This window comes from Streptacidiphilus fuscans (genome assembly GCF_015690355.1).
Lineage (GTDB): Bacteria > Actinomycetota > Actinomycetes > Streptomycetales > Streptomycetaceae > Streptacidiphilus > Streptacidiphilus fuscans.
Map to the genome: position 1 here is coordinate 65566 of NZ_JADPRT010000013.1, position 13571 is coordinate 79136.

At 69.7% G+C, this 13571-nt stretch carries 15 protein-coding genes and 1 tRNA gene; 12 read left to right on the plus strand and 4 right to left on the minus strand.

Annotated features, from left to right (window positions below; all coding sequences use genetic code 11):
- Positions 1 to 27 precede the first annotated feature (27 nt).
- Positions 28 to 309 carry a ribosomal L7/L12 family protein gene (locus I2501_RS27205; protein ID WP_196196895.1) on the minus strand — a complete coding sequence of 94 codons (282 nt, stop codon included), beginning with the start codon at positions 307 to 309 and terminating at the stop codon, positions 28 to 30.
- Between the two features lie 53 nt (positions 310 to 362).
- On the opposite strand from I2501_RS27205, the gene I2501_RS27210 reads away from it, so the two are divergent.
- The 3 genes from I2501_RS27210 to I2501_RS27220 are packed head-to-tail and all read left to right on the plus strand — an operon-like array spanning position 363 to position 1540.
- On the plus strand, positions 363 to 836 hold the full coding sequence (locus I2501_RS27210; protein WP_196196896.1) for a GNAT family N-acetyltransferase: 474 nt from the start codon (positions 363 to 365) through the stop codon (positions 834 to 836).
- Positions 837 to 846: 10 nt separating this feature from the next.
- Complete coding sequence (locus tag I2501_RS27215; protein WP_196196897.1) at positions 847 to 1314, plus strand: hypothetical protein; 468 nt, start codon at positions 847 to 849, stop codon at positions 1312 to 1314.
- Positions 1315 to 1363: 49 nt separating this feature from the next.
- On the plus strand, positions 1364 to 1540 hold the full coding sequence (locus I2501_RS27220; RefSeq protein WP_196196898.1) for a hypothetical protein: 177 nt from the start codon (positions 1364 to 1366) through the stop codon (positions 1538 to 1540).
- A gap of 81 nt (positions 1541 to 1621) precedes the next feature.
- Here the strand turns inward: I2501_RS27220 and dhaL are convergent, their stop codons facing one another.
- On the minus strand, positions 1622 to 2248 hold the full coding sequence (dhaL, locus tag I2501_RS27225; protein ID WP_196197074.1) for a dihydroxyacetone kinase subunit DhaL: 627 nt from the start codon (positions 2246 to 2248) through the stop codon (positions 1622 to 1624).
- A 122-nt stretch (positions 2249 to 2370) separates the two neighbouring features.
- Positions 2371 to 3420, minus strand: a complete 1050-nt coding sequence (dhaK, locus tag I2501_RS27230) for a dihydroxyacetone kinase subunit DhaK (protein WP_196196899.1) — start codon at positions 3418 to 3420, stop codon at positions 2371 to 2373.
- Positions 3421 to 3535: 115 nt separating this feature from the next.
- Between dhaK and I2501_RS27235 the strand changes: the two genes are divergently transcribed.
- From I2501_RS27235 to I2501_RS27255, 5 genes are all read left to right on the plus strand, one after another.
- Positions 3536 to 4018 (plus strand): PTS-dependent dihydroxyacetone kinase phosphotransferase subunit DhaM, encoded by a 483-nt coding sequence (locus tag I2501_RS27235; protein ID WP_196196900.1) that lies wholly within the window; start codon positions 3536 to 3538, stop codon positions 4016 to 4018.
- 119 nt (positions 4019 to 4137) lie between these two features.
- On the plus strand, positions 4138 to 4995 hold the full coding sequence (gene tesB, locus I2501_RS27240; protein WP_196196901.1) for an acyl-CoA thioesterase II: 858 nt from the start codon (positions 4138 to 4140) through the stop codon (positions 4993 to 4995).
- Between the two features lie 263 nt (positions 4996 to 5258).
- Positions 5259 to 6515, plus strand: coding sequence for an MFS transporter (locus tag I2501_RS27245; protein WP_215910075.1), 1257 nt, complete (start codon positions 5259 to 5261; stop codon positions 6513 to 6515).
- A 130-nt stretch (positions 6516 to 6645) separates the two neighbouring features.
- Positions 6646 to 6719 (plus strand) — tRNA-Pro (locus tag I2501_RS27250).
- 775 nt (positions 6720 to 7494) lie between these two features.
- On the plus strand, positions 7495 to 8565 hold the full coding sequence (locus tag I2501_RS27255) for a YaaC family protein (protein ID WP_196196902.1): 1071 nt from the start codon (positions 7495 to 7497) through the stop codon (positions 8563 to 8565).
- Between the two features lie 65 nt (positions 8566 to 8630).
- On the opposite strand, the gene I2501_RS27260 is transcribed toward I2501_RS27255, so the two are convergent.
- A complete protein-coding gene (locus I2501_RS27260) occupies positions 8631 to 9395 on the minus strand; it encodes a hypothetical protein (RefSeq protein ID WP_196196903.1) in 765 nt (254 codons plus the stop codon).
- 166 nt (positions 9396 to 9561) lie between these two features.
- On the opposite strand from I2501_RS27260, the gene I2501_RS27265 reads away from it, so the two are divergent.
- The 4 genes from I2501_RS27265 to I2501_RS27280 all read left to right on the plus strand — a co-directional run bounded on the left by I2501_RS27265 (position 9562) and on the right by I2501_RS27280 (position 13547).
- Positions 9562 to 10263 carry a hypothetical protein gene (locus tag I2501_RS27265; protein ID WP_196196904.1) on the plus strand — a complete coding sequence of 234 codons (702 nt, stop codon included), beginning with the start codon at positions 9562 to 9564 and terminating at the stop codon, positions 10261 to 10263.
- Positions 10260 to 11387 carry a tyrosine-type recombinase/integrase gene (locus I2501_RS27270; RefSeq protein WP_196196905.1) on the plus strand — a complete coding sequence of 376 codons (1128 nt, stop codon included), beginning with the start codon at positions 10260 to 10262 and terminating at the stop codon, positions 11385 to 11387. Before I2501_RS27265 ends, I2501_RS27270 begins: the two co-directional genes overlap by 4 nt.
- A 303-nt stretch (positions 11388 to 11690) precedes the next feature.
- Entirely contained in the window at positions 11691 to 11885 is a 195-nt protein-coding gene (locus I2501_RS27275) for a hypothetical protein (protein ID WP_196196906.1), read from the plus strand.
- A gap of 330 nt (positions 11886 to 12215) precedes the next feature.
- Positions 12216 to 13547 carry an AlbA family DNA-binding domain-containing protein gene (locus I2501_RS27280; protein WP_196196907.1) on the plus strand — a complete coding sequence of 444 codons (1332 nt, stop codon included), beginning with the start codon at positions 12216 to 12218 and terminating at the stop codon, positions 13545 to 13547.
- The last annotated feature ends 24 nt before the right edge of the window (positions 13548 to 13571 follow it).

Below are 13571 nucleotides of genomic sequence, written 5' to 3' on the forward strand. Positions count from 1 at the left end.
GACCGAGGTGCGGCGGCGCGGGGCCCGTCAGCGGCCCTCGCGCCGCCGCAGCTCGGCGGCGATGCCGTCGACGGCCGCCTTCGCCTCGCGCAGTCCGGCCCCGGTCTGCTCCCGGTAGACCTTGATCGCCTGGATCAACTTGCCCGCGCGCACGGCGTCCTCGACGTCGACCAGGCGCGGGTCGCCGCCGAACCCGACGCGGTTCCCCTCGGCGTCGATGCCGAGATGGGCGAGGAGCACGTCGAGCTTCTGCTCGATCGTCTCCAACCGTTGTTCGACCGAAGGCCGGTCCGTCTTCTCAAGATCCATGCCCGCACGATATTCCGGACGCGGCGGCCCTGTCCCCCCTTACGCTGCCCTGCATGCTGCTCACTCGGCCCGACGGACTCGTCCTCGACACCGACCCGACCCGGATCGACCGTGACCGGGTGCACCACTGGCTGTCCACCGACGCGTACTGGGCGATCGGTCGAAGCCACGAAACGATGATGCGATCGCTCGATCACTCGCTCGTTTTCGGTGTCTACCGCGACGACGAGCAGGTGGCCTTCGCTCGAGTGGTCACCGACTACGCGGTCTTCGCCTGGCTCGCCGACGTCTACGTCGCCCGCGAGGTGCGCGGACGCGGCATCGGCACCTGGCTCGCCGAGTCGGTCGTCGCCGAGCTGGCGCCGTACCGGCTCAGGCGGCTGATGCTGGCCACCGATGACGCGCACGGCGTCTACGCCCGGGCGGGATTCGTCCCCGTCCCCGATCCGCAGCGCCTGATGTCCTTCGCTGCGCCGACTGCGCCGAGTCCGGACCCGACGGAGGGGGCGCTTCCGGGGTCTGCCTAGACTCGACGCCGTGACGAAGCTCTTCCTGATCCTCCACATCATCGCCGCGATCATCGCGATCGGTCCGGTCGCGATCGCCGCCAGCATGTTCCCGCCGGTCGCCCGCAAGGTGCTTGCCGCCCCCGACGAAGTCGAGCAGACCGCGACGCTGGGCGTGCTCAACCGGATATGCAAGGTCTACGCCCTGGTCGCCCTCGCCGTGCCGATGTTCGGCTTCGCGGCGGCGGGCGTGATGAAGGTCACCGGCCAGACCTGGGTGGTCGTTTCGATCGTCCTCACCGCGATCGCGGCCGTCGTCCTCGCGGCCCTGGTGCTGCCGCGCCAGACCGAGCTGCTGACCGGCAAGGGCGCCGGTGACCGCGCGGTCACCGTCAAGGACACCAAGCAGTTGGCGATGTTCACCGGGATCTTCAACCTGCTCTGGGTCGCCGTCACCATCATCATGATCGTCCGCCCCGGCTCCACGCTGGGACACTGAGGCATCAAAGCTGCGGAATCAACGCCGCCGGCAGGCCGTTGACATCGGTATGAACGACGACGCGGCCACCCCTGCCGACTCCCCGCTGGTGCCGTTGGTACCGCTGCTCCAGCTCCCCGGTCTGCCGACGCCGACGGGTGGCGACGTCCCCGTGTGCGGCCCGGACGGCTGCGCGGTCCCGCAGCGGGAGCAGCCGGACGAAGCGGCCAGGCTGGACCAGGACTGAGCGCACGACACGACGAAGGGCCCGTCGGGTGAAACGATCACCCGATGGGCCCTTTCGTTCATTCGATCACCGGAATTTCGATCACCGGAAGACGTCCGCCAGCGCGGTGAAGATCAGCGCCGTGGAGGTCGCGCCCGGGTCCTGGTGGCCGATGCTGCGCTCGCCCAGATAGGACGCGCGCCCCTTGCGGGCCTGGAGCGGCACCGTCGCCTTCGCGCCGTCCTCCGCCGCCTGCGCGGCCGCGCGGGCCGCGTCCGCGAAGCCGAGGCCCTTGCCCACCGCGTCGTCGAACGCCGTGACGGCCGGACCGAGGGCGTCGACCATCGTCTTGTCCCCAGCCGCAGCCGCGCCCAAGGCCCGGACGGCGTCGAGCCCGGACCGCAGCGCCAGCGCGAACTGGTCGGCGTCGGCCTCCGGCGTGGCCAACTGCTTGCCCATCGCCCGGAACGCGGAGCCGTAGAGCGGGCCGGACGCTCCACCCACGCTGGAGATCAGCGTCATGCCGACCTTCACCAGCGCCTGCCCGACCGTCTCCGGCGCGAAGTCGCCGCCCAGCGCGGCCTGTACGGCCGTGAACCCACGGTGCAGGTTGGCGCCGTGGTCCGCGTCGCCGATGGCGGCGTCGAGTTCGGTCAGCTCGTCCTTGCGCTCGGCGACGGCGGTGGCCACCGCCTCGATCCAGGCCCGGCACCGGGCCAGGTCCAGCATGTCGGGCTGCTGCGCCGGGCTGCCGTCGGCAGGGCGATCGTCCATGTTCAAACCGGCGTCCCTCTCCAGATCCTGACCGACGATGCTGACGATGCGTCAAACCTCAGCATCGAACGTAAACGTCATACGCCCCAGCGCAACGCGGGGGTGTTCACGGGCGCGTCCCACAGGTCGAGCAGCTCGTCGTCCGCGCGGCACAGCGTCACCATCGCGCCCGCCATGTCCAGGCTGGTCACGTAGTCGCCGACCAGGTTGCGCGCGATCGTGACCCCCCGAGCGTCCAACTGCTCTGCCACCTCACCGAAGAGGATGTAGAGCTCGGAGAGCGGCGTCCCGCCGAGCCCGCTCACCATCGCGATCACCTCGCACGGCTCCGAGCCGCCGGACTCGTCGCCGGTCCGGTCGAAGACCGGTTCGGCCAGGATCGCGTCGAGCGCCAGCGTCGCCACCTCCCGTGCCGAGGCCAGCTTCTGACGGCTCCGACCCGGTTCGCCGTGGATGCCGACGCCGATCTCCATCTCGTCGTCCGGGAGTTGGAAGCCCGGCTTGCCGTTGGCAGGGGTCGTGCACGCGGTCAGCGCGACCGCGAAGGAACGGGAGTTGGCGTTGACGCGCCGTGCGACGTCCGCCACCGAGCCGATCCCCGCCCCGCGTTCGGCCAGCGCGCCCGCGATCTTCTCGACCAGGACCGTCGCCCCCGTGCCGCGCCGCCCGGCGGTCCAGGTGGAGTCGCGCACCGCCACGTCGTCGTCGACCAGCACGGTCTCGACCCGGATCCCGGCGTCCTCGGTGGCCAGTTCGGCCGCCATCCGGAAGTTGAGGACGTCGCCGGTGTAGTTCTTCACGACGAACACCACGCCCGCGCCGCTGTCCACCGCCTGCGCGGCGGCCAGCATCTGACCCGGCACCGGCGACGTGAACACCTCCCCCGGGCAGGCCGCGTCCAGCATCCCCTGGCCCACGAACCCGCTGTGCAGCGGCTCGTGCCCGGATCCGCCGCCGGAGATCAGGGCCACCTTTCCCGGCTTGGTCCGGCTGGCCCGCGTGACGAAGGGCCCGTCCCCGCCCCCGCCCTCACCAGCGGTCACGACGCGCAGCGACGGATGCGCCGCAGCCAGACCGGCGAGTGTGTCCGCCAGAACGGACTCGGGGGTGTTGAGGAACTTCTTCACCGGATCCTCCTCGGTCGCCCACTGCGGTGCTTCGACAATGCTTCGACTTCGGCGAGCCCGAAACTAGCATCGCGGCATGACTGAGAGCAGCAACGCGCCCACCGATCGTGCTGATATGTCGAACGTAGATCCGGTCGAGTCGGTCGGACCGGTCGGGCGGGTCGAGCCGGTCGGGCGGGTCGAACCGGCGGGGGCGGCGGGGCTGGTGGGCCTGGTGCTGGTGTCCCACAGCGCGCGGCTCGCGGACGGCCTGCGGGAGCTGCTCGACCCGCTCGGCGGCGGCCTGGTCCGCGTGGTCCCCGCGGGCGGGACGGACGACGGCAGCCCCGACGGCACGCTGGGCACCAGTTACGACCGGATCGAGGCGGCGGTGGCCGCGGCCGACGGCGGGGCCGGCGTGCTGCTGCTGCCGGACCTGGGCAGCGCCGTACTGACCGCGCGCCTGGTCCTGGCCGAGCTGGGCCGCGACGACGTGGTGCTGGTCGACGCGCCGTTCGTCGAGGGCGGCGTCGCGGCCGTCGTCGCCGCGTCGACCGGCGCGTCGCTCGCGGACGTCACCGCAGCGGCGCGCGAGGCACGCACGGTCCCGAAGTTCTGACGGGCGCACCCCGCACACCTCCTGTACGCGTCCGGACAAGTCACCCACTCGACTGAACTGTGACAATGGATCCGCCGGGACGACCGGCGCCGCAGTGCTGAAGAAATGCGAGGAACCTCGTGGGCAGTCCCGTCGACAGACTGGTGGACCTTCTCGACCTCGAGCAGATCGAGGTCAACATCTTTCGCGGACGCAGCCCCGAGGAATCCCTGCAACGGGTCTTCGGCGGCCAGGTGGCCGGTCAGGCGCTGATCGCCGCCGGGCGCACCGTGGACCGTGAGCGCCCGGTGCACTCGTTGCACGCCTACTTCCTGCGCCCGGGCACGCCGGGCGTCCCGATCGTCTACCAGGTGGACCGCATCCGCGACGGCCGGTCCTTCACCACCCGGCGGGTGCTGGGCGTCCAGCAGGGCAAGACGATCTTCGCGCTGACCGCCGACTTCCACCTGCCGGAGGAGTCCCCCTTCGAGCACCAGGTCGCCATGCCGGACGTCCCGGCGCCCGAGTCGGTCCCGTCCGCACTGGAGGAGGTCGGCTCGGTCCTGGGCGAGCTGCCGCCGTTCATCAGCCGCCGCCAGCCGTTCGACCTGCGGTACGTCGAGCGGCTGCGCTGGACCGAGGACGAGGTCAAGGAGCTCGAACCGCGCAGCGCCGTCTGGCTCCGCACCAACGGCACCCTCCCGGACGACCCGCTGATCCACACCTGCGCGGTCACCTACGCCAGCGACATGACCCTGCTGGACTCGGTCCGCGTCCCGGTCGAGCCGCTGTGGGGCAAGCGCAACTTCGACATGGCCTCGCTGGACCACGCGATGTGGTTCCACCGCCCGTTCCGCGCCGACGAGTGGCTGCTCTACCAGCAGGAGTCCCCGATCGCGGTCGGCGGTCGCGGCCTCGCCCACGGGCAGATCTTCGACCGGAGCGGGCAGTTGGTCGTCTCGGTGATGCAGGAGGGCCTCTTCCGCCGCATCGGCTGACCCGAGACGTCGCCTTCGTCGCCTTCATCGGTTTTGTCGGCGCTTGTCGGCGCTTGTCGGTCGCGAGCAGATCACGGCCCGGGGACCGGCTGCGGCGGCCGTTCGGACGTGGGCGAAGATGCCCCGTGGCCACCGCACAGCAGTCCGATTCCCCTCCGCCCGAACGCACCCCCACTCCCGGCAGCACTCCCGGCACCACTCCTGGTGCCGCCCCCGGCGCCGAGCGGTCCGTCGCGCCGGGGCAACCGCCCGCGCCCGGCCGCCTGCGGCGGCTCGCGGGCAGCGCCCTCGCCGACATCACGCCGCTGCGCGAGCACCCGCACTACCGGCGGCTCTGGCTCGGGCAGTCCGTGTCCAGCGTCGGCCAACAGATGACGGCCTTGGCCGTCTCCGTCCAGGTCTACGCACTGACCCGGTCGCCCCTGGCCACCGGCCTGATCGGGCTCTGCTCGCTGCTCCCGCTGGTCGCGTTCGGCCTGTACGGCGGCGCGATCGCCGACCGGATGGACCGCCGCAAGCTGGGCCTGCTCGGTGCGAGCGGCGCGGCCGTGGTGTCGGTGTTCCTCGCCGTCCAGGCGCTGCTCGACCTGCACACGGTTGGACTGCTCTACGCGGCGGTCGCGCTCCAGGCCGTCTGCTTCGCGCTCAACGCGCCGGCCCGCTCGTCCATGATCCCGCGCCTGGTCCCGGCCGAGCAGCTCCCAGCGGCCAACGCGCTCGGCTCGGTCAGCATGAACCTGGGCCTGACGGTCGGGCCGATGCTGGGCGGCCTCGGCATCGGGCTCTGGGGCTACCAGGCCGCCTACCTGTTCGACGTCGCGGCATTCTCGGCGTCGCTGTACGCGATGTGGCGCCTGCCGTCCATGCTCCCGGACCGGGTCGAGCGGGGTGGCGCGGCCTCCGGCAAGCGCGCCTCCGTCCTGGACGGCCTGCGCTTCCTGCGCGAGCGGCCGAACCTGCGGATGACCTTCCTGGCCGACATCGCCGCCATGGTGTTCGGCATGCCGCGCGCCCTCTACCCCGCCCTCGCGCTGACCCTCTACGGCGGCGGCGCGGGCACCGTCGGCCTGCTCACCGCGGCCCCGGCGGTCGGCGCGCTGATCGGCGCGCTCTTCTCGGGCTGGGTCAGCCGCGTCCACCGCCACGGCCTGGCCACGTCCTGGGCGGTCGCCGCCTGGGGTCTCACCATCGCCGGGTTCGGTCTGGTCCACCAGCTCTGGCTGGGGCTTCTGCTGCTGGCGGGCGCGGGGGCGGCGGACACGGTCTCGATGATCTTCCGCAACACGATGATGCAGGAGGCCGCCCCGGACGACATGCGCGGCCGCCTCCAGGGCGTCTTCATCGTCGTGGTCGCCGGCGGCCCCCGCCTGGGCGACTTCGAGTCCGGCCTGGTCGCCCAGCTCACCTCCCCCACCATCTCCGCCACCTCCGGCGGCATCGCCTGCCTGGCCTCCCTCGTCCTCCTGCTGGCCCGCTACCCGTCCTTCCTCCGCTACGACTCCCGCACGCCGACGCCGTGACGCCATGACCCCGTGACCTGCACGCATCCCCCGGGAAACCCGTGCACAAGCACGGCCCCGGATCCTGTATTGTTCTTCCTGTGCCCGGGAGACCGGGGACAGACCGCAAAGCCGCAAGGCAGCGCAGTCACGGGACGTGGCGCAGCTTGGTAGCGCACTTGACTGGGGGTCAAGGGGTCGCAGGTTCAAATCCTGTCGTCCCGACAGAGATGTCGGAGCCCTCCGATCTGGACGAAAGACCAGATCGGAGGGCTTTTTGCTGCCCAACGACAGCCACCTCGCCGTCCAGCCGAAGGGTCCGGTCAAGTGCGCTACGCCCCTCCCCGGGGACCATTTGGGGACCAGCCTGTTCGGTGAGCGGTTTTTGACGATCGCTCAGAAGAGGCCAATCGGACATTCGAGGCTCTGACCAGCAGGAATCGGACGATCCCCATCCGATTCGGCAGCACAATTTGATGTGACGTGCATCATATAAAAAGGTAACCGTGCGTAATCGCCACTCGGCCACCTGGACCGGAGTGACCAAGTCAGTCCCCCTCACGCACGGCCCGACTGTCCCGCGCGCGTCCTGCGGCCGCATACGCCGCCTGGAGCCGTCCTCCGGGGACTGAGCTGCATAACCGTCACCCCAGTAGGCAGGCGGCGTTCCGAGGTGGGTCAGCGTGCGCTCTCCGAGGTGGAGCCGACCGTGCGGACGCGCACCACACTCTCCTCGTTCGTGTTCATCTTCGGCTTCTCCTGCCTGGGCCTCGGCCTTGGCGCGGACGCGACCCTCTCTTCACCACTTCTGCCGTCTCACAGGTCGAAGGACATGAGTCGGCAGGCAGCGACTCGGCCGGACTACGGGCGGGGCGGCTGGTCCCTGGACCCCAAGGGCTGACCAGCACAACCTGGCGGACACGAGGAAGACCATGCCATCGAGGAGGTCCCTCCGAAAATCTGATGGTCGGTCCGTTGCTGTGGTCGCTAGCGTCGGTGCATGCATATCGAGCGGACGGCGTGGGAGGAACTGCGGACGAGTCGGTCGGTGCGACCTGGTCGGGCCGGGGATACGCCGCCGCGCTGGCAGGTGTTCAGCTCCGCGCTTGAGCAGGCCGAACAGTTCTTCAAGGCTGCTGCCGCCGTGGGGCCCGAGACTCAGCCAGTGCTCGCCTTCTACGGCTTGAGCCAGGCTGGCCGCGCTATAGCCGCTGCGGCCAACGCTCTGGACGGCGTGGACAAGAAGGGTGGCCACCTCTGGCAGCTCAAGGGCCACGGGATCCACACCAGGGATGAGGCGGGGCTCCTGCCGGAAGTTGCTGCTGTCACGGACTCGCCCGGCACTTCTGGCAGCTTCGTCCGGCTCTCTGAGCTGCTGGGTTCCCCGGTCTGGGGAAAGGAGCGGGTGACGCTGCCCGAGCTGTGGGACTGCTTGCCGGACAACTGTCCGTCTCCGCTGGGAGCGGTGCCCGAGGCCCGGCGCATGCCGCTGGTCCTGAAAGGCCCATCATTTGATCGGCCTCGGAGCCAAGTGCGAGGAGGTAGGACCAAAACGACGGTGATCAGCGGGCATGTCGCCGACATTCCCCCGCATGTGGTCGCCGCCGCTGACGGGCTGCAGGCGCTCAAGGACTACATGACGGCCTTCCCGCACGTCCGCGGCTATACGTTCGAGACTCGGACGAGGGCTGACCTGACTCAGGGGCCGCCAGCCTTCTTTGTTCGTGACGACGGTGGAGCCGTGCTTTGGATGGAGTTCCCTGTCCCCGAGGACGTCGATTCCGCCGAGGGCCGTCTGCGGCAAGTGCTGAGCATCGCGCGCCGCTACAGGGGCAGTTCCTACCTCTTCCCCACGGTGGGTGGCTCGGATCTCGGGATTCACCCGCTCATGGCCTGGTGGGCCATCCTGCACACCCTCTCGACCATCGCGCGCTACCAGCCGGCTGAGTGGGCCGGGCACACCGACGTCGACCACAGTCGCTACGCGGTCCCGATCGAGCGGCTGCTCTCTGACGCGGTCCGGGTGGTTCCGGAGCTGATCGCCGAGACACTGCACGACGTCACCTGTTGACCGCTTGGCCAGCAACGGACTTACTCTCGGGCGGCAAGCCCACTAGGTCTCCGTCCAGCGACCAACTACTGCAGGAACTCCTTGAGTGGCACCACGGTCTCCTCGATGCCGGTGATCAGGTCGCTGATGGTCGGGAGGATCGGCTCTCCCTTCACAACCTGGGTGTCGTCGCTGAAGGCGATCTCGAAGGTGAAGGAAGGCTGCCCTGACGGGGCACCGGGTTCCCTGGCCGCCGCCATGACCCGGAAGACCTCCGATCCGTCGGTGAGTGGGTACTGTCGGTCAGCCGGGACTAGCGGCAGCGTGAACGGGTCGCCCGGCCAACCGGGCGGCGCGATCGAGGTGCTGACGCTTTGATGTGCGGCACCTACGGCAAGCAGCAGGTGGTGTTTGTCGGCGATGTCGAGCTTGTGGAGTCTCCAGAAGCGATCGTCGCCGCCGCCGAATGGCCGTAGCTGGCGCACGGCATCGAGAGCTTCCTTGGTCGCCCCGCGAAGGTCGCTGCGGTACTTCGCCATGAAGGTCTGCTCGTCACGCGTGATCGGGAAGTAGGTGCTCGTGCAGGGTGTACTGCCTCCGGCGCGCACCAGCTGCCAAGCCAGGTAGTCGAGGGCCGAGCGCGCGTCGTGCACGGCGTCGCCCAGCGCAAGGCTCAATTCTCGTGGCGGGGCCTCGCGGACTCTGACCCGGTACACCAGATCGCCCTGCTCTTCGGACTCCTCAACGGCGAAGGGCTCGGTGGCCACAAAGCCGGTGATGCCTTCCGAGAGCTGAGCAATGTGTTCATGGGCTCGTTGGAACTTCAACGACACGTCGGCTGCACGATCCACAGCATCATGGTCACTCCGCGCGCGAGGAGCGGCGAGTCCTCAGCCAGTCTCCTAGGGCTCCGTGGAGCCCAGAGATGCCAGTACTACAGGATAATTACGGTTATCCTGTGCCAGGCTGACGCGCCGTCCGAACCGGGCGGAAGCAGCCGCCAGCGGGGAGCACCGAGTGGGTTCGAAGGACAAGGCGATCCGGTTTCGGGCCATCGCCGTCGACGGCCGGCGCTCGACCGTCTGGAAGGTCTTCGCCGGCAACCGGTCGTCGGACATCTACCTGCTGACGCGCCCGCTCGGCGAGCAGGCCAAGACGAGCCTGCACGAATCCGGCAAGTGGCGGACCGCCTTCCTGAACCAGGAGCTCGCCGACCGGTTCCTGGAACCCGGCGCGGACCGCGCCTTCGACAAGTTCTCCGAGCCGACCGAGGAGGTCGCACCCGGCTGGGTCGAGGCCTACACCGTGGTGCTGCCCGACTCCGAGCTCCAGCCCTACGCCCAGGAGACGAGCAAGGGCGCCGTCGTCGACCTGCCCAGCCCCGGCCCCGGCGGCGCTGTCGTGGTCACGCTGCTGCTCGGCAGGGCGGACGCCGAGCCGCCCGCCCTGCAGCCCGGACAGCAGCCAGTCGGCTCCTTCGCGCTCTCCGACCAGCGCACCGCGCGGCTCGTCGCCGAGCCGTCGGTGATGCCGGATCACCTGCGCGAGGCCGTGGCCGGCACCCGGGTCCAGGCGCGCGAGGCCGCGCTCGCGCGGGGCTTGGACCTCGCGGTCGCGCACCCGGTGCACCCGCTCATCTGGGGCGACCCAGCCGGGAACAGGATGGTCGTCGAGACCGCGGCCTGGCCGGTCACGCCTTCTGACGGCGTCGCGCCGTGACTGGAGACGAGCTGGAGCTGCACAGGCCGGCTGCGCTGCCGGACCAGCTCCGGCGCGACCCGCGCGAGGACTGGCCCTCGGCCGCGCGGGACCTGTACCGATTCCTACTCAGCCTCTACGGCGAGAGCGACCCGCTGCCGCTCGCTGCGGCCGGGTGGATCGCGCACCACCGCTCGATGCACACCCAGACCAACTACGCCCGGCACTTCCGGGTATGGGAGCAGTACGTCCGCGAGTGCGCGGTGCACCCGCTGCAGGCGCGGCTGCCGCTGGCCGACGCCTTCGCGAAGCACCTGACCACCACACCCACGCTGGTGTGGCGCGGCGGTGAGCGCGTCGCGGCCGGGCCGCCACGCTCGGACACCGCGCAGGCCGCGGTGCTGTCCGGCTGCTCCTCGTTCTACTCCTACGCACACCGGGCGCAGGTGCCGCTCGCGGCGGGTAACCCGTTCGACGCGGTGCTGCGCCCGGTCATCGACCCGGACTTCTCGCCCACCGAGGGCCTGACTGACGCCGAGTTCGAGCAGCTGCTGGTCGCCGCCCGCGACCTACACCGCCCCCGGCGCACCGCGCACCGCAACTTCACGCTGCTGCTGGTGATGTATGCGCTGATGCTGCGGGTCGGCTCCGCGCTCGCCGCCCGGATCGAGGACCTCGGCTACGACCGGGGACACCACACCCTGAATGTGCGGCTCAAGGGCGGCACGCGGAAGAGGAAGCCGATCCCGCCGCTGGTCTGGGACGCGATCCAGACCCTCATCGGCGACCGCACCGAGGGCTTCGTCTTCACCACGTCGACCGGGAAGCCGCTGGACGAGCCCGCGGTTTGGAGGATGATCCGCTCCGTCGCACGCACCGCCGGCCTGCCCCAGGCCGACCGGATCCACCCGCACATGACGAAGCACCAGGCCGTCTCCGGCGCCCTCGAGAAGCAGATCTCGCTGGCCGACGTCCAGGACGGCGCGGACCACAAGGACCCACGCACCACCCGCCGGTACGACCGGCGTCGGCACCTGCTCGACCGCTCCCCGGCCTACACCCTCGCTGCTGGCCTCGCCGAGCGCCTCACCAAGGACGACTCGGTCGCGGGCAGCCCCCCGGCGGCTGCCGAAGGCTCATATTGAGTGTGGCGCCCGTCACACTCCTCTGACTAAATGTCAACAAATCTACTCGTCGACACGCCGCTCAACTCTCTCTCCTGTTGGAGAGTTGAGTCGACCGCACCCCTTCCGCGCCCTTCCCAACTCCCTTGCAGAGTTGCCGGGAGGACCAAAAGCCTGCATCTCCACGTGCCCGGAAGGCCGTAGGCTTTCACCAGCAGACGAAGTGTCTCCCACGGCGCATCTTCGGGTCCGCCACAGGGCTCCGGTCGGTGAACGGCCGGTAGGGGATGACCGACCCCCAGTCGGTCCTCACGAGGAGACGCTATGCGTCGCTGTGGGCACCGCTTCTGGAAGTGGGTGCTGGCCCGATGGGCCAGCCTCGCGACCGCGTCCGACTCCCCGAAGGGGAGGCTGGTCCGCTGGACCATCGGCACCGTGCTGACCGTCGTCAGCATCGCGGTGACGGTGTACAGCATCAGGGCCGGCCACTCCGTAGAGCAGCCGGCCCTTAGGCGGTGAGCACCGGAAGGTCCTGCGCGATTGGTTGTCGAGGCCGAGCGCAGGGCCTTCCCTCATGTTGTTCACCAGCACCGCCGCCGTCTCCAGCCGCGGGCGCCTGTCAACTCGCCAGCTTCACAAACTGGCGACTACCCGCTAAGCCTACGGCCAGCGCACTGCGGTGTGCATGCACTAGGTAGTGCGGAGCGCATCACAGCCTCCCTGCCACGTCGGATCGAGCAAGCCAAATTGTCTCTAACTGCGAGAGTCTTTGCAGGCAGGACCGCCAGCAGCCACGGTTTTTATGAGGATGGGCAGTCGGAACCCCAGCGCCCAACTTGGCTCTGGAGGATGATGCGGAACGTGGTTTCAACACTGTCTCTGCTGCATGCGGCCCCATCTGAGTTCACCATCGAGCGAGTCCGTGCCCTGGTGCGCCAGGTCGGCCCCGAAGCGCCGACCGTCGAGTACAAGGAGAAGATGGCCGACACCGTCGCCCGAGGAGTCGCGGCGCTCGCCAACACCTACGGCGGTCTCCTTCTGATCGGCGTCACCGACGACACCAGGCTCGTGAAGGGCGTCAAGGAGAAGACGATCGACTCGGTGGCCGACCACTGCCACGCCAAGATCGAGCCCCCTTGGGTCCCTGAGATCATCCCGGTGCCCTTGGGCCAGGGTTCGGACCTGTACGTGCTGGTCCTACGTATCGTCCCTGGCCTTCATCCGCGTCCCCTCCTGGTCGACGGCGTCGCCTACGTCCGCGACCACAGCACCACCCACGCCGCGAACTGGCACACGCTCAAGGAGCTGTTCGCGGAGACCGCCTCGGCACAGGAGCCAGCCTGGAATCTCCACGCCCCCGATCTTCCTCAGAGCCCCCAGGGCGGCCCCGACCCCACGGTCGACTTCGTCATCCGGACCGGCCTGAACTTCCCGGTCTCCGCTGAGGCGCTGTGGCGGCCTCTCTCGGAGCCCACCGTCGACGCGTTCACCGCCAGCCTCAACACGTCTCGGCTCAACAGCGTGCTCCGCGGCCTCAGCATGGGCCCGGCCTGGAACGGTGGCCTCAGTCCCTTCGAACGCTGGGGCTTCAACCGCTCGCGCGACGTGCAGCTTCGGTGGTCTGCAGTTCCTGAGCGCTGGCCAACGGACACCGAGCCCCCAGTTCAGGCCGTCGCACGCCTTCAGATTCCGGGCGCGTACGGACAGCACGACCAACGACTCAAGGTCGAGCTGGACGTCATCGCCAGGACCAGCGACATGACCGACGTGCTGCAGCGCGGTCTTCGCCACATCGAGCCAGCCCGCGAGCGGATCAGCGTTCACCGGCTAGCCGGGGTCGTCGACGCGATGGTGGAGGCGCTGGTTCACCCGAGCATTGTCGAGCCGTTGGCCGAACTCGCGGCCATCGACCCTTTGGCCGTCCCGCAGCCGAGGAACGTCCACATCCGCACAGGGCGCCAGGTCTCCGAAGTTCTCGACACCAGCGCGCTGACGCCCATCCCGAACGCCGGCGGGTCGCAGGGGGCTCACCTACTGGTGGACCCGGCACTCGACCTGGCCGACCCCACCGAGCGGTGGAGGCAGGTGACGCTCTGGATGGAGCAGGCCGCACTCGACGCTGGCCTGCTTGGCATGGAAGCCGTCCTCAAGGGACTCAATCCGCCAGCTGCGGAGGCGTAGACGGGGAGTCCCGAAGCCAGCAGT